Raw genomic sequence first — 21,602 nt, 5'->3', positions numbered from 1 at the left:
ATCAGTTCCGTACGCCGTTGTACGGGACGTACTGGGGGGCGGTACTAGACCATCAGGGAACGGTCCGTGGGGCGGATCGGGGAGGGCAGGTCGCTGGCCCCGGTGAGGAATCGGTCCACGCCCCGCGCGGCCGAGCGCCCCTCGGCGATCGCCCAGACGATGAGCGACTGGCCGCGGCCCGCGTCACCGGCGACGAAGACGCCGGGGACGTTGGTCTGGAAGTCGCCGTCGCGGGCGACGTTGCCGCGCTCGTCGAGCTCCAGGGAGAACTGGTCCACCAGACCGTTCTCGCGGTCCGTGCCGGTGAAGCCCATGGCGAGGGTGACCAGCTGGGCGGGGATCTTGCGCTCCGTGCCCGGCTTCGGGGTCAGCTTGCCGTCGATGAACTCGACCTCGGTGAGGTGCAGGAACTGGACGTTCCCGTCCTCGTCGCCCTCGAAGTGGGTGGTCGAGACGGAGTAGACCCGCTCGCCGCCCTCCTCGTGCGCGGAGGTGACCTTGTAGAGCATGGGGAACGTCGGCCAGGGCTGGTTGGCGTTCCGCTCCTCGCCCGGACGCGGCATGATCTCCAGCTGCGTGACCGAGGCCGCGCCCTGGCGGTGGGCGGTGCCCACGCAGTCCGCGCCGGTGTCGCCGCCGCCGATGACCACGACGTGCTTGCCCTCGGCGGTGATCGGGGGCGCCACGAAGTCGCCCTCCTGGACCTTGTTGGCCAGCGGCAGGTACTCCATGGCGAAGTGGATGCCGTTCAGCTCACGGCCCGGCACCGGCAAGTCGCGGGAGATGGTGGCGCCGGCGGCGATGACCACCGCGTCGTACCGCTTGCGCAGCTTCGCCGCGTCTATGTCGCGGCCGATCTCCACGCCCGTACGGAACTTGGTGCCCTCCGCGCGCATCTGCTCGATGCGGCGGTTGATGTGGCGCTTCTCCATCTTGAACTCGGGGATGCCGTAGCGCAGCAGGCCGCCGATGCGGTCGGCGCGCTCGTACACGGCGACCGTGTGGCCGGCCCGGGTCAGCTGCTGGGCGGCGGCCAGACCCGCCGGGCCCGAGCCGATGACGGCGACGGTCTTGCCGGAGAGGCGCTCGGGCGCCTGCGGCTTGACGTCGTTGGCGTCCCACGCCTTGTCGATGATCGAGACTTCGACGTTCTTGATGGTGACCGCGGGCTGGTTGATGCCGAGCACGCACGCCGACTCACAGGGCGCCGGGCACAGCCGGCCCGTGAACTCCGGGAAGTTGTTCGTGGCGTGCAGCCGCTCGGAGGCGGCCGACCAGTCCTCGCGGTACGCGAAGTCGTTCCACTCCGGGATCAGGTTGCCCAGCGGACAGCCCTGGTGGCAGAACGGGATGCCGCAGTCCATGCAGCGCGACGCCTGCTTGGAGATGATCGGGAGGAGGGAACCGGGAACGTAGACCTCGTTCCAGTCCCGGACGCGCTCGCCGACCGGGCGGGTCTGCGCGACCTCGCGGCCATGGTTCAAAAAGCCCTTGGGATCAGCCATTGGTCGCCGCCTCCATCATCTTCTCGGTGATCTCGGTCTCGGAGAGACCGGCTCGCTCGGCGGCGTCCTTGGCGGCGAGCACTGCCTTGTACGTGCTGGGGATGATCCTGCTGAAGCGCTCCACGGCGGTGTCCCACTCGGCGAGCAGCTTCCCGGCGACGGTCGACCCGGTCTCCTCCTGGTGGCGGCGCACGACGTCGTGCAGCCACTGCTTGTCGGAGTCGTCCAGGGCCTCGACGGCGCCCACGTTGCCGGCGTTGACGTTGTCCCGGTCGAGGTCGATGACGTACGCGATACCGCCCGACATACCGGCCGCGAAGTTGCGGCCCGTCTCGCCGAGGACCACCGCGTGACCGCCGGTCATGTACTCGCAGCCGTGGTCGCCCACGCCCTCGGACACGACCGTCGCACCGGAGTTGCGGACGCAGAAGCGCTCGCCGGTACGGCCGCGCAGGAACAGCTCGCCGCCCGTCGCGCCGTACGCGATGGTGTTGCCGGCGATCGTCGAGTACTCGGCGAGGTGGTCGGCGCCGCGGTCCGGACGGACGATGACACGGCCGCCGGAGAGGCCCTTGCCGACGTAGTCGTTGGCGTCGCCCTCCAGGCGCAGCGTCACGCCGCGCGGCACGAACGCGCCGAACGACTGGCCCGCGGAGCCGGTGAAGGTGATGTCTATGGTGTCGTCGGGCAGGCCCGCACCACCGAACTTCTTGGTCACCTCGTGGCCGAGCATGGTGCCGACCGTGCGGTTGATGTTGCGGATCGCGACCTGTGCGCGGACCGGCTGGGCCTCGGTGGCGCTGGAGGCGGAGAGCGCGTCGGCGGCGAGCTTGATCAGCTCGTTGTCGAGCGCCTTCTCCAGGGCGTGGTCCTGGGCCGCGATCTGGTGGCGCACCGCGCCCTCGGGCAGCGACGGCACGTGGAAGAGCGGCTCCAGGTCGAGGCCCTGCGCCTTCCAGTGCTTGACGGCGCGCTCGGTGTCGAGGAGCTCGGCGTGGCCGACGGCCTCCTCGATGGAGCGGAAGCCGAGCTCGGCCAGGATCTCGCGGACCTCTTCGGCGATGAACTCGAAGAAGTTGACGATGTACTCGGCCTTGCCGGAGAAGCGCTCGCGCAGCGCCGGGTTCTGCGTGGCGATGCCGACCGGGCAGGTGTCCAGGTGGCAGACGCGCATCATGACGCAGCCGGAGACGACGAGCGGCGCGGTCGCGAAACCGAACTCCTCGGCGCCGAGCAGCGCGGCGATCACGACGTCACGGCCGGTCTTGAGCTGGCCGTCCGTCTGGACGACGATGCGGTCGCGCAGGCCGTTGAGAAGCAGCGTCTGCTGGGTCTCGGCGAGGCCGAGCTCCCAGGGACCGCCCGCGTGCTTGAGCGAGGTGAGCGGGGAGGCGCCCGTACCGCCGTCGTGGCCGGAGATCAGGACGACGTCCGCGTGTGCCTTGGAGACACCCGCGGCGACCGTGCCGACGCCGACCTCGGAGACCAGCTTCACGTGAATCCGCGCCTGCGGGTTCGCGTTCTTCAGGTCGTGGATCAGCTGGGCGAGGTCCTCGATGGAGTAGATGTCGTGGTGCGGCGGCGGCGAGATGAGGCCGACGCCGGGCGTCGAGTGACGCGTCTTGGCGACCCACGGGTAGACCTTGTGGCCGGGCAGCTGGCCGCCCTCGCCGGGCTTGGCGCCCTGCGCCATCTTGATCTGGATGTCGTCGGCGTTGACCAGGTACTCCGAGGTCACACCGAAGCGGCCGGACGCGACCTGCTTGATCGACGAGCGGCGCGCCGGGTCGTACAGGCGCTCCGGGTCCTCGCCGCCCTCACCGGTGTTGGACTTGCCGCCCAGCTGGTTCATGGCGATGGCGAGCGTCTCGTGCGCCTCGCGGGAGATCGAGCCGTACGACATGGCGCCGGTCGAGAACCGCTTGACGATCTCGGAGGCCGGCTCGACCTCGTCGACGGAGATCGAGGGGCGGTCGGACTTCATGTTGAACAGGCCGCGCAGCGTCATCAGGCGCTCGGACTGCTCGTTCACGCGGTCCGTGTACTTCTTGAAGATGTCGTAGCGGCGGTTGCGCGTGGAGTGCTGCAGGCGGAAGACCGTCTCCGGGTCGAAGAGGTGCGGCTCGCCCTCGCGGCGCCACTGGTACTCGCCGCCTATGTCGAGCGCGCGGTGCGCGGAGGCGATGCCGGAGGCCGGGTAAGCCTTGGCGTGCCGGGCGGCGACCTCCTTGGCGATGACGTCGAGTCCGGCGCCGCCGATCTTCGTCGTCGTACCGCTGAAGTACCGCTCCACGAAGGCCTCGTCGAGACCGACGGCCTCGAAGACCTGCGCGCCGCGGTAGGAGGCGACGGTCGAGATGCCCATCTTGGACATGACCTTCAGGACGCCCTTGCCGAGCGCGTAGATCAGGTTCCGGATGGCCTGCTCGGCGCCGCCTTCTTCGTCGGCGGGCAGGAACGTGCCGGCGCGGACGAGGTCCTCGACGGACTCCATCGCGAGGTACGGGTTGACGGCCGCGGCGCCGTAGCCGATGAGGAGGGCCACGTGGTGGACCTCGCGGACGTCGCCCGCCTCGACGAGCAGGCCCACCTGGGTGCGCTGCTTCGTGCGGATGAGGTGGTGGTGGACGGCGGCGGTGAGAAGCAGCGAGGGGATCGGCGCGTGCTCGGCGTCGGAGTGCCGGTCGGAGAGCACGATCAGGCGGGCGCCGGCCTCTATGGCGGCGTCGGCCTCGGTGCAGATCTCGTCGATACGGGCGGCGAGCGCGTCGCCGCCGCCGCTGACGCGGTAGAGACCGGAGAGGGTCGCGGCGGTCATGCCGGGCATGTCGCCGTCGGCGTTGATGTGGATGAGCTTGGCGAGCTCGTCGTTGTCGATCACCGGGAAGGGCAGCGTCACGCTGCGACAGGTCGCGGCGTTCGGCTCCAGGATGTTGCCCTGCGGGCCGAGCGAGGAGTGCAGCGAGGTGACGAGCTCTTCACGGATGGCGTCCAGCGGAGGGTTGGTGACCTGCGCGAACAGCTGCGTGAAGTAGTCGAAGATCAGCCGCGGGCGCTCGGAGAGCGCGGCGATCGGGGTGTCGGTGCCCATGGAGCCGAGCGGCTCGCCGCCGGTCTTGGCCATCGGCGCGAGGATGATGCGCAGCTCTTCCTCGGTGTAGCCGAAGGTCTGCTGGCGGCGCGTGACGGAGGCGTGCGTGTGCACGATGTGCTCGCGCTCGGGCAGGTCGGAGAGCTCGATCTCGCCGGCCTCCAGCCACTCCTCGTAGGGGTGCTCGGCGGCGAGGGCGGCCTTGATCTCGTCGTCCTCGACGATGCGGTGCTCGGCGGTGTCGACGAGGAACATCCGGCCGGGCTGGAGCCGGCCCTTCTTGACGACCTTCGCGGGGTCGATGTCCAGGACGCCGACCTCGGAGCCGAGGACGACGAGGCCGTCGTCGGTGACCCAGTAGCGGCCGGGACGCAGACCGTTGCGGTCGAGAACGGCGCCGACCTGGGTGCCGTCGGTGAAGGTGACACAGGCCGGGCCGTCCCAGGGCTCCATCATCGTGGAGTGGTACTGGTAGAAGGCGCGGCGGGCCGGGTCCATCGAGGCGTGGTTCTCCCAGGCCTCGGGGATCATCATCAGGACCGAGTGCGGAAGCGAACGTCCACCGAGGTGGAGGAGTTCGAGCACCTCGTCGAAGGACGCCGAGTCGGACGCGTCCGGCGTGCAGATCGGGAAGATGCGGTCCAGCTTCTCGGTGCTGGTCTCGCCGGCGGAGGCGAAGAGGCCGGAGGCGAGCTGCGACTCACGCGCCCGCATCCAGTTCCGGTTGCCCTTGACCGTGTTGATCTCGCCGTTGTGCGCGACGAAGCGGTACGGGTGTGCGAGCGGCCAGCTCGGGAACGTGTTCGTGGAGAAGCGCGAGTGGACGAGCGCGACGGCCGTGGCGAAACGGCGGTCGGACAGGTCGGGGAAGAACGGCTCCAGCTGGCCGGTGGTGAGCATGCCCTTGTAGACGATCGTCCGGGCGGAGAGCGAGGGGAAGTAGGTCCCGGCCTCACGCTCGGCACGCTTGCGCAGGACGAAGGCCTTGCGGTCGAGCGCGATGCCGGTGCTCTCGCCGTCGGCCACGAAGATCTGCCGGAAGACCGGCATCGTGGAGCGGGCGGTGGAGCCGAGCAGCTCGGGGGCGACGGGCACGTCGCGCCAGCCGAGGACCGTCAGGCCTTCCTCCGAGGCGATCGTCTCGATCTGTGAGACGGCGGCGTCGGTGGTGCCCGCGGTGTCGACCGGCAGGAATGCGATGCCGACGGCGTAGGCGCCGGCCTCGGGGAGCGCGAAACCCGCGACCTCGCGCAGGAAGGCGTCCGGCACCTGGAGCAGGATGCCCGCGCCGTCACCGGAGTCCGGCTCGGAACCGGTGGCACCACGGTGTTCGAGATTGCGCAGTACGGTCAGCGCCTGTTCGACCAGCTCATGGCTGGCTACACCGGTGAGGGTGGCCACGAACCCGACACCGCAGGCGTCGTGTTCGTTACGGGGGTCGTACATGCCCTGGGGGGCGGGGCGACCGTCCATGGGCGACCAGGCGTGCGTACGCATTGGCTCTCCCGTCGTCGTCGTGGCATAGGCATAAAAGCGAGGGACGACGTTGGCCCAGGCAAAATTTCGAGCAGGTTACATGATGGAGCGCTTCTCGAAAAGCGGATAACTCATTCCACCATGTGGACACCGCCCATAGGCGTGGGAGCGGTGAGGGGGGACCCCTGCGGACAGATCGATGACCGTAGGCCCGAGCGCGGCACGAGCCTCATTGCCCGCAGCGCTTACGGCTCATGCCCAGTGTTCAAGGATTCGAAACCCGTGAGTAACGGCTACTTATGCAGGGTCCCGCATAGACCTGCAAGGGTTCATCCTACGGCGGTACCGAACAAACTGCCCAGGGCGTACGTCACACCCGCCGCCGCCCCGCCGAGCGCGAGCTGCCTGAGGCCGCTGAACCACCAGGACCGCGCGGTCACCTTCGCCACCACGGCGCCGCAGCCGAAGAGGCCGGCCAGGGCGAGCAGCAGCGCGGGCAGGAACGTGTTCGCGCCGAGCAGGTACGGCAGTACGGGGAGCAGGGCGCCGAGCGCGAAGGCACCGAAGGAGGAGACCGCGGCGACGGTCGGCGAGGGCAGATCGCCGGGATCGATGCCCAGCTCCTCGCGCGCGTGTATCTCCAGGGCCTGCTCGGGGTCCTTGGACAGCTGCTTGGCGACCTCGCGGGCGAGCGCCGGCTCGACGCCGCGCGACTCGTACAGCGCGGCGAGCTCCTTCTCCTCGTCCGCCGGATGCTTGCGCAACTCCCGCCGCTCCACGTCGAGTTCGGCCTGTACGAGCTCACGCTGCGAGGCGACGGAGGTGTATTCGCCGGCCGCCATGGAGAAGGCACCCGCGGCGAGACCGACCAGACCCGTGACGACGATGGTCCGCTGCGAGACGGCTCCGCCGGCGACACCGGTCATCAGGGCCAGGTTGGACACCAGGCCGTCCATCGCGCCGAAGACGGCGGGGCGCAGCCAGCCGCCGTTGACGTCGCGGTGGGTGTGGTTGTCGCGGTGCGCCTCGTGCAGTGCCGCTTCGGTCTCGATGATCGCCATGGTGGGCCCCCTCAGTGCTTGGACGATCTCGAAAGTACGCGCGAAAAAACGCTCTCGCCAGCAAGGAAGGCCGTACTTACCTGCATGAACAAGCGTCTGTCGAACCGGTGAGCGGGTGGGGCGGAGGGGTGACGTGGGCGGCGCGGATGCTCGTGCGGGGGGCGTCGCGTGGCAGGGATACACGCAACGTCTCGGCACCATGGAGGCACGGCATGACGAGCTTGACCGGTGTGACAGGAGTGAGTGGAGATGTCGGCCTGAGAGAGCGGGCGCGCGGCGCCCTTCTCGGCCTCGCGGTCGGAGACGCGCTGGGCGCGCCCGCCGAGAACATGAAGCCCTCGGAGATCCGCCGCCGCTGGGGCCGCATCACCGGGTACGTCGCCGAGCACCCCTCGGGCACGGACGACACCGAGTACGCGATCTTCTCGGGGCTTCTGCTCGCCCGGCACGGCTCGCAACTCGGCGTCGCGCATGTCGAGGCGGCCTGGCACGAGTGGATCGCGGACCTCGACGAGGGCCCCTTCCGGGGCGCGGGCTTCAGTGAACGCGGCACGCTGGAGAACCTGCGCCGCGGTCTCGCGGCGCCCATCTCGGCACAGCACCGGCACGCGTGGAGCGACGGCCTCGCGATGCGGGCCGCCCCCTTCGGGGTCTTCGCCGCGGGCCGGCCCGCCGAAGCGGCCCGGCTCGTGGCGATCGACGGTTCGGTCAGCCATGACGGCGAGGGCATCTACGGCGGGCAGGCGGTGGCCGCGGGGGTTTCGGCGGCGATGGGCGGGGCCGCGGTGGAGGCGGTGGTGGACGCCGCCCTGTCCGTCATTCCGGAGGACTGCTGGACCTCCCGTTCGCTGCGGCGGGCGGTGGCGGTGGCGCACCGGGGCGAGCGAGCGGTCCGTACCGCCGTGGTGATCGGCGGCTACCCCTGGACCGACCTCGCTCCCGAGGCGGTCGGGCTCGCCTTCGGTGCGTACGCGTCGGCCTGCGGCCGCTTTCCGGACGCGGTGCTCACCGCCGTCAACATGGGGCGGGACGCGGATACGACGGCGGCGGTGGCGGGGGCGCTGGCCGGGGCGTCGTGCGGGGCGGCGGCGATTCCGCAGCGGTGGGCCGCCGCGATCGGCCCGGCGCGGGGGAGCTGCCTTCCCTCCATGCGGGGGCATCACGTACTGGACGTGGCGGATCTGCTTGTCTCGGGCCGGGGGGCCTCATGAGTACGGAGGGGCCCGCGGGGTGGCTGGGAGCCGCCGAGACCGGCGACAAGGCCGCCGCGGAGTGCCCCGGAACCGCCGACGCCGCCGACAAGACCACCGCGGGGTGGCCCGGAGCCGCCGAAACCACCGACAAGCCCGCCGCAGAGTGGCCCGGAACCGCCGAAACCACCGACAAGCCCGCAGCGGGGTGGCCCGGAGCCGCCGAGGCCGCCGACAAGCCCGCCGCGGAGTGGCCCGGAACCGCCGACGCCGCCGACAAGCCCGCCGCAGAGTGGCCCCGAGCCGCCGAAACCACCGACAAGCCCGCAGCGGGGTGGCCCGGAGCCGCCGAGGCCGCAGCGGGGTGGGCCGGAGCCGTCGAGGCCGCCGACAAGCCCGCCGCAGAGTGGCCCCGAGCCGCCGAAACCACCGACAAGCCCGCCGCAGAGTGGCCCGGAGCCGCCGAGGCCGCAGCGGGGTGGCCCGGAGCCGCCGAGGCCGCCGACAAGCCCGCCGCGGAGTGGGCCGGAGCCGCCGAGGCCGCAGCGGGGTGGGCCGGAGCCGCCGAGGCCGCAGCGGGGTGGGCCGGAGCCGCCGAGGCCGCCGACAAGCCCGCCGCGTCGCGGCGGATCTCTCCCGCCCACCCACCCGTGCACCCCGCCACGGGCAGGCCTTCCGCAGGGCAATCGGGGTTTCCCGCCGTGATGCCGGGGGCGGACGGCGGAAGCGGCGGCCGCCGAAGCGAGGCGTCCGGGGCGCGCGTCGAGGGCCTGCTGCTCGGCCTTGCCGCAGGCGACGCCGCCGGGTGGCCCGCCGCCCGGCACAGAGCCGCCCGCATGCCCGAGTGGACACGAAGACTCACCCGCGAACTGGACACCTTCGCCGAGCAGAACGCCACCACCACCCTCCCCGTCCCCATCGCCCTGAACCAACCCCCCGAACCCCTCCGCCTCGGCCCCTCCGACGACGCCGAATGGGCGGCCTTCACCGCCGAGTCGCTGCTCCGCGCGGCGGCCGGCGCCACCGGCCCCCGGCTGCCCCGGGACCACCGGGTCCGCGCGGCCATCGACCTGTCCTGGACCACCCTCGCCGGCGAGATCGCCGCCGCGGCGGCCCGCGCCCCCGAGGTCGAGTCCGCCGTACTCCCCCTCCGCGCCCGTATCTCCGTACGGGCGGGCCTCGGCAACCTCGCCACGGGCCTGCGTCCGCCCGCCACCGGCCACGACAACCCCCACTTCTTCGACGACGCCGCCTGCGTACGCGCCTGCGTCCTCGCCCTGGTCCATCCGGGCGACCCCGAACAGGCCGCCGCGCTCGCGGAGTTCGACGCCCGCTACACCCAGGACGGCGACGGCGTGCACGGTGCCCGCGCGATGGCCGCGGCGATCGCGGCGGCCATCGGCGGCGCCGACGTGGACGCCGCCGTGGACGCCGCCCTCGCCCAGCTGCCGGAACACACCGAGATCGGCCGCAACGCCTGGCACGCCGTCAAGCTCGCCCGCACCCAGACGGACGACGGCGCCTTCGGCCTCGTCCCCCTCCTGGAGCACCAGATCGTCGACCACGTCTACAGCTACGGCATCGCCGCCGCCGAGACCGTCCCGGTCGCCCTCGCCCTGACCACCGCGTCCCGAGGCCGTATCCGCGAGGCGGTACCCGCCGCCGCCTGCCTCTCCCGCGTCGCCGACTCCGCCCCCGCCCTGGCCGGCGCGCTGACCGGCGCGCTCGGCACGGCCGCCGCCATCCCCGAGACCTGGCGCGAGGTCTGCCGCACGCTCTCCGGCTGCGCGCTCCCCCGCCTCGCCGGCACCGACCTGGTGAAACTCGCCGGGCAGCTGGCAGCCACGGAACTGACCGCTCCGGGAGGACAATTCCGGCATGACGTCACCAAAGCCCCGGACACTGCCCACCGTCCTGCCGCCCGATGACCTTCCTCTCGCCGACCGGATCACCGCCTGCCTGGTCGGAGCAGCCGTCGGCGACGCCCTGGGCGGCCCGGTCGAGGGCTACTCCCCCGAGCAGATCACCGAACGGCACGGCGGACGCGTACACGGCATCGTCGGCCCCTGGAACGGCGACCACTGGCGCACCGCCCGCCCCATCGCGCCGTACCACAAGGGCGACGGGCACGTCACCGACGACACCCTGATGACGCACGCGCTCATCCGCGTGTACGCCACCGTCCGCGACCATCTGGACGCCTACTCGGTCGCCGACCACCTGGTCCCCGACCTCATGACCACTCCCCGCTGGATCCCGGAGCTGGAGGCGGACACCATCCCCCTCCAGCGCCTCTTCCTCGCCGAGAAGTGGATCGTCGCCCGCCTCCATTACGGCCACGTCGACCCTCGCGAGGCGGGCACCGGAAACATCGTCAACTGCGGTGCGGCGATGTACATGGCACCGGTCGGCCTCGTCAACGCCGCGAATCCCAAGGGCGCGTACGCCGAGGCCCTGGACATCGCGGGCGCACACCAGTCGTCGTACGGGCGCGAGGCGGCGGCGGTCTTCGCCGCGGCGGTGGCGGCGGCGTGCGCGCCGGGCGCGACGCCGACTTCGGTGATCGACACCGCCCTCTCCCTGGCGAAGGACGGCACACGGGCCGCGATCGAGTCCGTGGTCGAAGTGGCCGCCCACCACCGGGACTTCGAGTCCGCGCTGACCCCGCTGCGCACCGCGGTCACCCCCTTCGACACGGTCGGCCCCGACTACCGCGCCCCTTCGCTCGGCGCCCGCCGCCCCTCCCGCCTGCACTCCATCGAGGAACTCCCCGTCGCGCTCGGCATGCTCCTGGTGGGCGACGGCGACTACCGCCACACGGTCCTCGGCTCGGTCAACTACGGCCGCGACTGCGACTCCATCGCGACCATGAGCGGCGCGATCGCCGGCGCGCTCGGCTCGGAGGCGCCGCCCGAGTGGTCGAAGACGGTCGCGGAGGCCAGCCGCCTGGACCTGCACGCCCCCGCGCGGACCCTCACGGAGGTCACCGGGGAGATCTTCACCCGCGACGTACGACGCCGCCGCGCCCACGAATCGGCGTACGCGACCCTGACGGCCACCCCATGATCCGCCTCACCTGGGTCCAGCCGGAGGACTTGGTGGGCCACGAACTGCGCCAGGCACAGGAGGAGGGCAAGGACGTCGAGGCCATCAAGTCCCGCTGGCTGACGGCAGGCGGCCACCTGGCCCCGCCCACAGCGGGAGCGTCCCCGACCCCGGCAGGCCCTCGCCTCCGAGCACTGGCAGAACAGCTCCTCGACGAACTGGACGATGCCACCCACCTTCCCGCACCGGAGAACAAGGCCCCGCGGCAGGCGGTTTCGGGAGGGGGCGCCCGCGCGCGGAGCGCGCTGATGAGGCACAGCGGAGAAAGAGAGGCCCTACGTCACCGCCTGCACGCCGCCTGGCTGGGCAGAGCGGCAGGCTGCCTCCTGGGCAAGCCAGTGGAGAAGCTCCCCCTCACCGCCATCAGAAGCCTGGCCAAAGCAACAGGCAACTGGCCCCTCACCACCTGGTTCACGGAGAAGGGACTCCCCCCGGAGCTAAGGGAAGCCCACCCCTGGAACAAGCGCTCCGCGCAAAACTCCCTCGCCGAGAACATCGACGGCATGCCCGAGGACGACGACCTCAACTACCCCCTCCTCAATCTCCGCCTTCTCCGACGCCACGGCAGAGACTTCACCACCACGGACGTGGCGAAGCTCTGGCTGGACGAGCTGCCCGCGGCCCGCACCTTCACCGCCGAACGCATCGCCTACCGCAACCTCCTCAGCGGCATCGAGCCCCCGCACACCGCCACCCACCACAACCCCTTCCGCGAATGGATCGGCGCCCTGATCCGCGCCGACGTCCACGGCTGGACACACCCGGGCGCCCCCGCGGCAGCCGCCGACAGCGCGTACCGCGACGCATCCCTCACCCACACCGCCAACGGCGTGTACGGAGCGATGTTCGCGGCGGCCGTCATCGCCGAGGCGGCGGCAGGCGGCGGAGACGTCCACCACTGCCTGCGCACGGGCCTGACCGTCGTACCGCCGGACTCACGCCTGGCCCGCGCCGTCCGCCACGGCATCCAACTGGCCGCCCGTACAACGGACTTCGACGACGTCGTGGACCAGCTGCACGCCGCCTACGGCCACCACCACTGGGTCCACGTCATCCCCAACGCCGCCCTCCTGGCCGCCGCCCTCACCCACGCCGGAGGCGACTTCACCGGCTCCATCACCCGCGCGGTCTCCGGCGGCTGGGACACCGACTCGAACGGCGCGACCGCCGGCTCGATCGCGGGGCTGCTCGCGGGCCACCCGGACGCGCTGCCCGACCGCTGGACCTCCCCGCTCAAGAACCGCGTCGCCAGCTCCGTCCCCGGCTTCGACGGCATCGGCTTCGACACCCTCGCCGACCTCACCACCGAACTCGCCCAGGAGAGACCTCGCCCATGACCCACATCGCCGTGCTAGGCAGCACGAACATGGACCTCGTCGCGTACGTCGCCAAGGCACCGCAGCGCGGAGAGACCGTCACCGGGCGCGAGTTCCGTACGCTTCCCGGCGGCAAGGGCGCCAACCAGGCCGTAGCCGCGGCCCGCGCGGGCGCCGACGCCGTGTCGATGATCGGCGCGGTCGGCGCCGACGCCTTCGGCACCCAGCTCCGCAGCGCACTCGACCACTCCGGCGTCGACACCGACCTGCTGCGCACCGTCGAGGCCGAGGCCACCGGCACCGCGCACATCGTGGTCGACGACGAGGGCGGCAACGCGATCGTCGTGATTCCCGGCGCCAACGGCACACTCACCGCACTCGCCCCGGGCGACGAGGGACTGATCGCCTCCGCCGACGCCCTTCTCCTCCAGCTGGAGATCCCCGTGGAGGGGGTGCTCGCCGCCGCGCGGGCCGCCCGCAGGCACGGTGTACGCACCATCCTCACCCCCGCTCCCGCACAGCCCCTGCCACCCGAACTCCTCGACGCCGTAGACCTGTTGGTGCCGAACGAGTACGAGGCGGCGACCCTCACCGGCCTGACCGATCCGCACGAAGCCGCACGCTCGCTCCTGTCCCGGGTTCCCGAAGTCGTCGTCACGCTCGGCGCGCGCGGCAGCCTGTACGCGACCCGTGACGCCGAGCCGGTGCTTGTCGCCGCCCCGCGCGTCACCGCCGTGGACTCCACGGGCGCGGGCGACACGTTCGTCGGCACCCTCGCGGTCGCCCTCGCCGAGGGCGGCTGTCTGCCGGACGCGCTCACCTGGGCATCCTCGGCCGCCGCACTCTCCGTCCAGCGCACGGGAGCCTCGTCGTCCATGCCGTTCCGCTCCGAGATCGACGCCCGGGCGAACGGGGCGACCTCATGACGGCGCCCCTCAGCGGTCTGCGCGTACTCGACCTGGCGACCCTCTTCGCCGGCCCGCTCGCCGCCACGATGCTCGGCGACTTCGGCGCCGAGGTCATCAAGGTCGAGCATCCGCGCAGGCCCGACCCGTCGCGGGGACACGGCCCGTCGAAGGACGGCGTCGGCCTCTGGTGGAAGATCCTGGGCCGCAACAAGCGCACGATGACCCTCGACCTCTCCGCGCCGGGCGGCCGCGAGACCCTCCTGCGCCTTGCCGCGACGGCGGACGTGATCGTCGAGAACTTCCGGCCGGGCACCCTGGAGAAGTGGGACCTCGGCTGGGAGGAGCTGAGCGCCGCCAACCCCCGCCTGGTCCTGACCCGCGTCACGGGCTTCGGCCAGTTCGGCCCGTACTCCCGCCGCCCCGGCTTCGGCACGCTCGCGGAGGCCATGAGCGGCTTCGCCGCGATCACCGGCGAGCCGGACGGGCCGCCGACCCTGCCGCCCTTCGGGCTCGCCGACTCGATCGCGGGGCTCGCGACGGCGTACGCGGTGATGACGGCGCTCGCGGCCCGCGACCGGACGGGCAGGGGCCAGGTGGTGGACATGGCGATCATCGAGCCGATTCTCACGGTCCTCGGCCCGCAGCCCACCTGGTACGACCAACTGGGCCATGTGCAGCCCCGTACCGGAAACCGCTCCACCAACAACGCGCCCCGCAACACCTACCGCACGGCGGACGGCAGTTGGGTCGCCGTGTCCACGTCGGCCCAGTCGATCGCGGAGCGCGTGATGCGCCTGGTGGGCCGCCCCGAACTGATCGCCGAGCCCTGGTTCGCGTCGGGCGCGGACCGCGCGGCCCACGCGGACGTGCTCGACGGGGCGGTCGGCGCCTGGATCGCCCGGCACACCCGCACGGAGGTGATCGAGGCCTTCGAGAAGGCGGAGGCGGCGGTCGCTCCCGTCCAGGACGTACGCGACGTGATGACGGACCCCCAGTACGCGGCCCTGGACACCGTCACCACGGTCGACGACCCGGAGCTCGGCCCGCTGCGCATGCAGAACGTCCTCTTCCGCCTCTCCGAGACACCCGGCTCGATCGGCTGGGCGGGCCGCCCCCACGGAGCGGACACGGAGCAGGTCCTGAGCGAACTGGGCCTGTCGGAGCGCGAGATCGCGGGGCTGCGCAAGGAGGGCGCGCTGTGAGGAGCACGGACCGGGACACGGTGAAGGGCACGCCGCTGACCTGGCTGTACGCGCCGGGCGACCGGCCGGCCGTGGTGGCGAAGGCCCTGCTCGCGGGCGCCGACGTCGTCATCGTGGACCTGGAGGACGCGGTCGGCCCCGACCGCAAGGAGTACGCGCGAGCGGCCACGGCCGAGCTGCTCTCCGAGCCCCCCGCCGTCCCGGTCCACGTCCGCGTGAACGCCCTGGACGGACCCCTCGCCGAGGCCGACCTGCGGGCGATCGCGCACCTGCCCGGCGTCGGCGGCCTGCGCCTGCCCAAGGTGACCCGCCCGGCCGACGTCGTACGCGTCGCGGAACGCTCGGCACCCGCGGACGGCGGTGCCCCCGCCCTGCACGCCCTCATCGAATCGGCGGCCGGCCTGGAGCACGCCTTCGCCATCGCCACCGCCCACCCGGCCCTGCACGGGCTCTCCATCGGCGAGGCGGATCTCCGCGCGGACCTGGGCGTACGCGACGACGCGGGCCTCGACTGGCCGCGCTCACGCGTGGTGGTGGCCGCCAGGGCGGCGGGCCTGGCACCGCCCGCGCAGTCGGTGTACCCCGACATCCGTGACATCGCGGGCCTGACGGCATCCTGCGCGCACGGCCGCTCCCTGGGCTTCCTGGGCCGCGCCGCGATCCACCCCCGCCAGCTCCCCGCCATCGAACGCGCCTATCTCCCCACTCCCGAGGAGATCGACCACGCCGAGCAGATCGTCAAGGCATCCACGACGGAGGAGGGCGCCCTGGCGCTGCCGGACGGCACGTTCGTGGACAAGGCGGTGGTGGAGGGGGCGCAGCGGGTACTGGATCTCGCGCGGCGGCGCCCATAGCGGCGGGGCCGCCGGATCGGTGATCCGGCGGCCCCGTCGACGTACGAAGCGGAGGGTGCGTCAGCCCTTCTTGGCGGACTCGGCGGCGCCGTCCTTGTCCGCCTCCTTGTCCGTCTGCTTGTCCGTCTCCCCGTCCTTCTTCTCGTCCTTGCCTCCGGCCGTGTCCTTGTCCCCCGCGGCGGATGCGGCGTCGTCGTCCCCGTCCTTCGCGGACTCCTCACCGGCGGGCACGGGCTCGACGATCTCCTCGCGGCCCGGGCGGCTCCGCGCCGAGAGCACGAAGTAGACGACGGCGAGCACGAACACCACGATGGCGGTCCAGACGTTGAGCCGCAGACCGAGGACGTGGTGCGCGTCGTCCACGCGCATGTACTCGATCCAGGCGCGGCCCGCGCAGTAGGACGCGACGTACAGCGCGAACGCCCGGCCGTGTCCCAGCTTGAAGCGGCGGTCGGCCCAGATGACCAGGAAGCCGACGCCGATGCACCAGAGGGACTCGTAGAGGAACGTCGGGTGGTACGTGCCGGGCACCCGGCCGTCCTCCACGGACGTGATCTTCAGCGCCCACGGCAGATCCGTGGCCTTGCCGTACAGCTCCTGGTTGAACCAGTTGCCCCAGCGGCCGATCGCCTGGGCGAAGGCGATGCCGGGGGCGAGGGCGTCTGCCCAGGCGGGCAGCGGGATGCCGCGCCGGCGGCAGCCGATCCAGGCGCCGACCGCGCCGAACGCGATCGCGCCCCAGATTCCGAGGCCGCCCTCCCAGATCTTGAAGGCGTCCACCCAGTCACGGCCCTCGCTGAAGTACAGCTGGTAGTCCGTGATCACGTGGTAGAGACGCCCGCCGACGAGGCCGAACGGCACGGCCCAGACGGAGATGTCGGCCACGGTGCCTGGGCGGCCCCCGCGAGCGATCCACCGCTTGTTGCCGAGCCAGACGGCGACGAAGACGCCGATGATGATGCAGAACGCGTAGCCGCGCAGCGGGATGGGTCCGAGTTCGACCACTCCGCGCGAGGGGCTGGGAATGAAGGCAAGGTCCATGGCAGGTCCGACGCTACCGTGCCGGGCGGTGCCCGAGGCAACCAGCCCGGCTACGTCTCCATAACAGGGGCCCCGCGAGGAACCCGCTCCGGGCGGGCCCCTAGCCCTTGTTCGCCGCTTCCACCTTGGCCTTCAGCTGCGCCGGGGTCATCGGGTTCTGCTGGTCGGCGAAGATGTTCTTGCCGTCGAGCAGCACACTCGGCGTGCCCTGGAGGCCCGCTTCCTGGAAGGCCTTGTTCGACTTGAGGGCCCAGCTGTCGTGCTCCCCGTCGTTCACGCACTTCTTGAAGGAGTCCGTGTCCAGTCCGTTCACCTGGCCGGCGAGGTCGATCAGCTTGTCGTTCTTGCTGAACGCGTCGTCCGGCTCGGGGGGCTGGTTCTTGAACAGCACGTCGTGGTACGCGGTGAACTTCCCGGCGTCCTGGGCGCAGGCCGCCGCGTTGGCGGCGCGCAGGGAGCCGCTGCCGCCCATGTTCCCGTCGATGATCGTCGCCAGGTGATACTCGACCTTGAGCCGGCCCTTGTCGGCGAGTTCGTGGATGGTCGTGCGGAACCTGTCCTCGAACGACTTGCAGGCGGGGCAGCGGAAGTCCTCCCAGATGGTGAGGGTGGACTTGGCGCTCGCCTTGCCGACGGGGATGGAGAGCTGGTCCTTGCCGCTCGCCCCCTTGGGCGCCGACAGGGGGCCCGAAGTCTCCTTGTCGTCGCCGGAGTTGGCAGCGACCAGGCCGGCCACGGCGGCGAGCGCGAGCACGCCCACGACGGCGGCACTCACGATCAACACCCTGCGCTGCTTGTCCCGCGACTTCTGCCGCTCTCGCTCTTCCGCCAGCCGGTCGCGGGCCGCGCGCTTTCCCTCACGGTTCTTCTCGCTCACACCCGGCCAACGAACCGGGGAGGCACGAGCGTGCCTCCCCGGCCCCGGGTCCACCCGTACGAGTTACGCGCTGCCGCGAACTCCCTTGGCCAGATCACCGGCGAGTTCGCGGACGGCGTCGAGGCCCGCCGCTTCGTCCGGCGCGTCCAGCAGCCGTTGGACGAAGGCGGAGCCGACGATCACGCCGTCGGCGAAGCCCGCGACTTCTGCGGCCTGCCGGGCGTTGGAGACGCCGAGGCCGACACAGACCGGCAGGTCGGTGGTGGCCTTGGTGCGCCGCACCAGCTCCTGCGCCTGCTCGCCGACCGACTCGCGGGTGCCCGTGACGCCCATCAGCGACGCCGCGTAGACGAAGCCCGATCCTGCCGACGTGATGGTGGCGAGCCGCTCGTCCTTGCTGCTCGGGGCGACGACGAAGACCGTCGCGAGGCCCTGCTTCTCGGCATGCTCCCGCCAGGTCGTCGACTCCTGTACGGGCAGGTCGGGCAGGATGCACCCGGCGCCGCCCGCCTCGGCGAGCTCGGCGGTGAAGCGCTCGATGCCGTAGCGGTCGATCGGGTTCCAGTACGTCATCACGAGCACCGGCTTGCCGGTCGCCTCGTACGCCTCGCGCACGGTGCGCATCACGTCGGCGATCTTCAGGCCCGCCTTGAGCGCGATGTCGTCGGCGGTCTGGATGACGGGGCCGTCGAGGACCGGGTCGCTGTGCGGCAGACCGACCTCCACGACATCGGCTCCGCCGTCGAAGACGGCCTTGATGGCCGCGATGCCGCCGTCCACGGTCGGGAAACCGGCCGGGAGGTAGGCGATGAGGGCGGACCGGCCCTCGGACTTGGCTGCCGCGAGGGTCTCGTCCAGCAGTCGGATGTTGCCGCTCACTTGGCGTCCCCCTCGATCTCCGCGGCGTCGCTGCCCGCGTCCGCCTCGACGGCGGCGTCCGTGTCGTACAGGCCGAAGTAACGGGCGGCCGTGTCCATGTCCTTGTCGCCGCGCCCGGACAGGTTGATGACGATCAGCCCGTCCTTGCCGAGCTCCTTGCCGACCTCAAGGGCTCCGGCGAGCGCGTGGGCGCTCTCGATGGCCGGGATGATGCCCTCGGTGCGCGACAGGAGACGCAGTGCCTGCATCGCCGCGTCGTCGGTGACGGCGCGGTACTCGCCGCGTCCGCTGTCCTTGAGGAAGGCGTGCTCGGGGCCGATGCCGGGGTAGTCGAGGCCCGCCGAGATCGAGTAGGGCTCGGTGATCTGCCCCTCCTCGTCCTGGAGGACGTAGGAGCGGGAGCCGTGCAGGATGCCGGGCTCGCCCGCGGTCAGCGTGGCCGCGTGCTCGCCGGTCTCGACGCCGTGGCCCGCGGGCTCGCAGCCGATGAGCCGCACGTCGGCGTCCGGGATGAAGGCGTGGAAGAGGCCGATGGCGTTCGAGCCGCCGCCGACGCAGGCGACGGCGGCGTCGGGCAGGCGTCCCGCGCGCTCCAGGATCTGCCGCCTGGCCTCGACGCCGATGACGCGGTGGAAGTCGCGCACCATGGCGGGGAAGGGGTGCGGTCCCGCCACGGTCCCGAAGAGATAGTGCGTGCGGTCCACGTTGGCGACCCAGTCGCGGAACGCCTCGTTGATGGCGTCCTTCAGAGTGCGGCTGCCGGACTTCACGGCGATGACCTCGGCGCCGAGCATGCGCATGCGGGCCACGTTCAGGGCCTGGCGCTCGGTGTCGATCTCGCCCATGTAGATGGTGCATTCGAGGCCGAAGAGCGCGCAGGCGGTGGCGGTGGCGACGCCGTGCTGGCCCGCGCCGGTCTCCGCGATGACGCGGGTCTTGCCCATGCGCTTGGTGAGCAGGGCCTGGCCGAGCACGTTGTTGATCTTGTGCGAGCCGGTGTGGTTCAGGTCCTCGCGCTTGAGGAAGATCCGGGCTCCGCCGGCGTGCTCGGCGAACCGGGGCACCTCGGTGAGGCTGCTGGGCCGGCCGGTGTAGTTGACCAGGAGGTCGTCGAGCTCGCGGGCGAACTCGGGGTCGTTCTTGGCCTTGTCGTACTCGACGGCGACCTCGTCGACGGCGGCGACGAGGGCCTCCGGGATGAATTTTCCGCCGAAGGCGCCGAAGTAGCCTTCGGCGCTGGGGATCTGACCCTCTGGGTCGGGGTGGAAGTACTCGCTGGACATGCCTCTACCTCACGTGGCGTGAATGGGTGATCTGCGATGCGATCGACCCCGCGAGGGGCACGGGAACTGCGCGAGCAGGCCCCACCGGGGTGAGGACGGCTACGCGCCGTAAAGGGCGGACGGTTCGTCCGGCCGACGCGACGCCGTGGCTGGTCGCGCAATTCCCCGCGCCCCTGACGGGGCGCTCGGCCATCGCATCCCGTTCACCTGGCCCGGCTCGTCGCCGATGACGTACCGCACCCTGCGACCCCGCACACGCCGCGCGGGCGCCCGGCAGCCGCGGGGGCGGCAGCCGGGTGCGAGGCGGGCGAAGGCGGTCATCGGGAGGGTCAGCTCCGCCCGTGCCGGAGGGCCGGGTGCGCGCCCGCGGCGACCAGGTCGGAGACCGCGCTCTTCGGGTCGCGGCCGGTCACCAGGGACTCGCCCACGAGGACGGCGTCGGCGCCCGCGTTGGCGAACGCGATGAGGTCGTGCGGCCCGCGGACACCGGACTCGGCGATCTTGACGACGCTGTCCGGCAGCTCGGGGGCGACCCGCTCGAAGGTGGAGCGGTCGACCTTCAGGGTCTTGAGGTCACGGTTGTTGACGCCGATGACCCGCGCCCCCGCGTCCACGGCCCGCTCGGCCTCCTCCTCGTCGTGCACCTCGACGATCGGCGTGAGGCCGATCGACTGGGCGCGCTCGATGAGCGACTCCAGGGCGGGCTGCTCCAGGGCGGCCACGATCAGGAGCACGAGGTCGGCGCCGTACGCCCTGGCCTCCCACAGCTGGTACGAGGTGACCATGAAGTCTTTGCGGAGGACCGGGACGTCGACCTTGGCCCGGACGGCCTCCAGGTCGGCGAGCGATCCGCCGAAGCGGCGCTCCTCGGTGAGCACGGAGATGACGGCGGCGCCGCCCGCTTCATAGTCCGCGGCCAGGCCCGCCGGGTCGGCGATCGCGGCGAGGGCGCCCTTGGACGGGCTGGAGCGCTTGACCTCGCAGATGACCTTGACGCCGTCGCCGCGCAGGGCCGCGACCCCGTCCTTGGCCGCAGGAGCCTTCGCCGCGCGCTCCTTGAGCTCGTCGAGGCTGACGCGCGCCTGCCGTTCCGCGAGGTCGGCACGGACTCCGTCGATGATCTCGTCGAGCACACTCACGCGAGCGGCCCCCTTCCCTGACGGTGAAGCTGCTGTTTGAACCTCAAGCTTGTTCGGCTGCCTCATCAGGCATTTCCGATGGTCACTGCGATGGTATCCGCAGGAGGGCGAAGGCCCCGCATCCGGTTGACGCCAGTCCCACGACTCGGACACCCCGCAAGCCCGCTGCCTGCGGTTTCGCCGTACATCAAGGATGCAGCCATGCCCCGAACGGCAGATTGCGCACGACGGTGAACACGGCGATGAGCACCCCGATCCCGTACAGCTGCGCGGTCCCCAACTCGATCCGCGACCCTCGCCCGCGCGCCGCGCGGACCGCCCACAGGGTCCACACGACCGCGAAGACGACGTACCCGGCGACGGCGAGGGCGTTGGCGCCGAGCGCCGTGGCGAGGTCGCCGTGGACGAAGGCGTGGGCGCTGCGCAGCCCGCCGCAGCCGGGGCAGAACACGCCGGTGAGTCGCAGCAGCGGGCAGGCGGGGTAGTGGCCGGGTTCGTTCGGATCGACGGCGCCGACGTAGGCGAAGGCGGCGATCACCGAGCCGAGCACGCCGGCGGGCACGGCGAGCCGTCGCAGGGCGGGGCCGACGGCTGGTGCCGCGCTCCCGGGGTCAGCGTCCACTCGACGCATTGTGCCCGCGGGCGCCGGTCGCCGCCCGTGGGGGACACGAAAGG

General features: G+C 71.8%; 17 protein-coding genes. 7 read left to right on the top strand and 10 right to left on the bottom strand.

Annotated features, from left to right (window positions below):
- Positions 1–44: 44 nt before the first annotated feature.
- The 3 genes from IE226_RS22655 to IE226_RS22645 all read right to left on the bottom strand — a co-directional run bounded on the left by IE226_RS22655 (position 45) and on the right by IE226_RS22645 (position 7,133).
- Positions 45–1,505 carry a glutamate synthase subunit beta gene (locus IE226_RS22655; RefSeq protein ID WP_190083159.1) on the bottom strand — a complete coding sequence of 487 codons (1,461 nt, stop codon included), beginning with the start codon at positions 1,503–1,505 and terminating at the stop codon, positions 45–47.
- A complete protein-coding gene (gene gltB, locus IE226_RS22650) occupies positions 1,498–6,093 on the bottom strand; it encodes a glutamate synthase large subunit (protein WP_190083158.1) in 4,596 nt (1,531 codons plus the stop codon). The genes IE226_RS22655 and gltB overlap by 8 nt, the downstream gene beginning before the upstream one ends.
- A gap of 308 nt (positions 6,094–6,401) precedes the next feature.
- Positions 6,402–7,133: a VIT1/CCC1 transporter family protein gene (locus IE226_RS22645; RefSeq protein ID WP_190083157.1), complete on the bottom strand. Its 732-nt coding sequence runs from the start codon at positions 7,131–7,133 to the stop codon at positions 6,402–6,404.
- Between the two features lie 212 nt (positions 7,134–7,345).
- Between IE226_RS22645 and IE226_RS22640 the strand changes: the two genes are divergently transcribed.
- From IE226_RS22640 to IE226_RS22610, 7 genes are all read left to right on the top strand, one after another.
- Entirely contained in the window at positions 7,346–8,344 is a 999-nt protein-coding gene (locus IE226_RS22640) for an ADP-ribosylglycohydrolase family protein (protein ID WP_190083156.1), read from the top strand.
- A 683-nt stretch (positions 8,345–9,027) separates the two neighbouring features.
- A complete protein-coding gene (locus IE226_RS22635) occupies positions 9,028–10,251 on the top strand; it encodes an ADP-ribosylglycohydrolase family protein (RefSeq protein ID WP_190083391.1) in 1,224 nt (407 codons plus the stop codon).
- The gene (locus tag IE226_RS22630) at positions 10,202–11,389 is read left to right on the top strand and encodes an ADP-ribosylglycohydrolase family protein (RefSeq protein WP_190083155.1); all 1,188 of its coding nucleotides are present in this window, start codon (positions 10,202–10,204) and stop codon (positions 11,387–11,389) included. Before IE226_RS22635 ends, IE226_RS22630 begins: the two co-directional genes overlap by 50 nt.
- On the top strand, positions 11,386–12,765 hold the full coding sequence (locus tag IE226_RS22625) for an ADP-ribosylglycohydrolase family protein (protein WP_190083154.1): 1,380 nt from the start codon (positions 11,386–11,388) through the stop codon (positions 12,763–12,765). Before IE226_RS22630 ends, IE226_RS22625 begins: the two co-directional genes overlap by 4 nt.
- The gene (gene rbsK, locus IE226_RS22620; RefSeq protein WP_190083153.1) at positions 12,762–13,670 is read left to right on the top strand and encodes a ribokinase; all 909 of its coding nucleotides are present in this window, start codon (positions 12,762–12,764) and stop codon (positions 13,668–13,670) included. The genes IE226_RS22625 and rbsK overlap by 4 nt, the downstream gene beginning before the upstream one ends.
- A complete protein-coding gene (locus IE226_RS22615) occupies positions 13,667–14,854 on the top strand; it encodes a CaiB/BaiF CoA transferase family protein (protein WP_190083152.1) in 1,188 nt (395 codons plus the stop codon). The genes rbsK and IE226_RS22615 overlap by 4 nt, the downstream gene beginning before the upstream one ends.
- A 20-nt stretch (positions 14,855–14,874) precedes the next feature.
- The gene (locus tag IE226_RS22610; protein WP_190083390.1) at positions 14,875–15,708 is read left to right on the top strand and encodes an HpcH/HpaI aldolase/citrate lyase family protein; all 834 of its coding nucleotides are present in this window, start codon (positions 14,875–14,877) and stop codon (positions 15,706–15,708) included.
- Positions 15,709–15,768: 60 nt separating this feature from the next.
- Here IE226_RS22610 and lgt read toward each other — a convergent pair whose 3' ends face one another.
- From lgt to IE226_RS22580, 7 genes are all read right to left on the bottom strand, one after another.
- Entirely contained in the window at positions 15,769–16,749 is a 981-nt protein-coding gene (gene lgt, locus IE226_RS22605) for a prolipoprotein diacylglyceryl transferase (protein WP_190083151.1), read from the bottom strand.
- 100 nt (positions 16,750–16,849) lie between these two features.
- Positions 16,850–17,626, bottom strand: a complete 777-nt coding sequence (locus IE226_RS22600; RefSeq protein ID WP_190083150.1) for a DsbA family protein — start codon at positions 17,624–17,626, stop codon at positions 16,850–16,852.
- Between the two features lie 63 nt (positions 17,627–17,689).
- A complete protein-coding gene (gene trpA / locus IE226_RS22595; protein ID WP_190083149.1) occupies positions 17,690–18,505 on the bottom strand; it encodes a tryptophan synthase subunit alpha in 816 nt (271 codons plus the stop codon).
- Positions 18,502–19,788 carry a tryptophan synthase subunit beta gene (gene trpB, locus IE226_RS22590; protein ID WP_190083148.1) on the bottom strand — a complete coding sequence of 429 codons (1,287 nt, stop codon included), beginning with the start codon at positions 19,786–19,788 and terminating at the stop codon, positions 18,502–18,504. Before trpB ends, trpA begins: the two co-directional genes overlap by 4 nt.
- 99 nt (positions 19,789–19,887) lie before the next feature.
- The gene (gene trpM / locus IE226_RS45265; RefSeq protein ID WP_373307012.1) at positions 19,888–20,109 is read right to left on the bottom strand and encodes a tryptophan biosynthesis modulator TrpM; all 222 of its coding nucleotides are present in this window, start codon (positions 20,107–20,109) and stop codon (positions 19,888–19,890) included.
- 8 nt (positions 20,110–20,117) lie between these two features.
- Complete coding sequence (gene trpC, locus IE226_RS22585; RefSeq protein ID WP_190083147.1) at positions 20,118–20,927, bottom strand: indole-3-glycerol phosphate synthase TrpC; 810 nt, start codon at positions 20,925–20,927, stop codon at positions 20,118–20,120.
- Positions 20,928–21,114: 187 nt separating this feature from the next.
- On the bottom strand, positions 21,115–21,558 hold the full coding sequence (locus tag IE226_RS22580; RefSeq protein ID WP_190083146.1) for a DUF2752 domain-containing protein: 444 nt from the start codon (positions 21,556–21,558) through the stop codon (positions 21,115–21,117).
- Between the last annotated feature and the right edge of the window lie 44 nt (positions 21,559–21,602).

Source organism: Streptomyces longisporoflavus (assembly GCF_014649775.1).
In the GTDB taxonomy this organism is placed as follows: domain Bacteria; phylum Actinomycetota; class Actinomycetes; order Streptomycetales; family Streptomycetaceae; genus Streptomyces; species Streptomyces longisporoflavus.
Note: the sequence above shows the minus strand (reverse complement) of the source record. Positions and strands in the feature narration are given on the sequence as shown.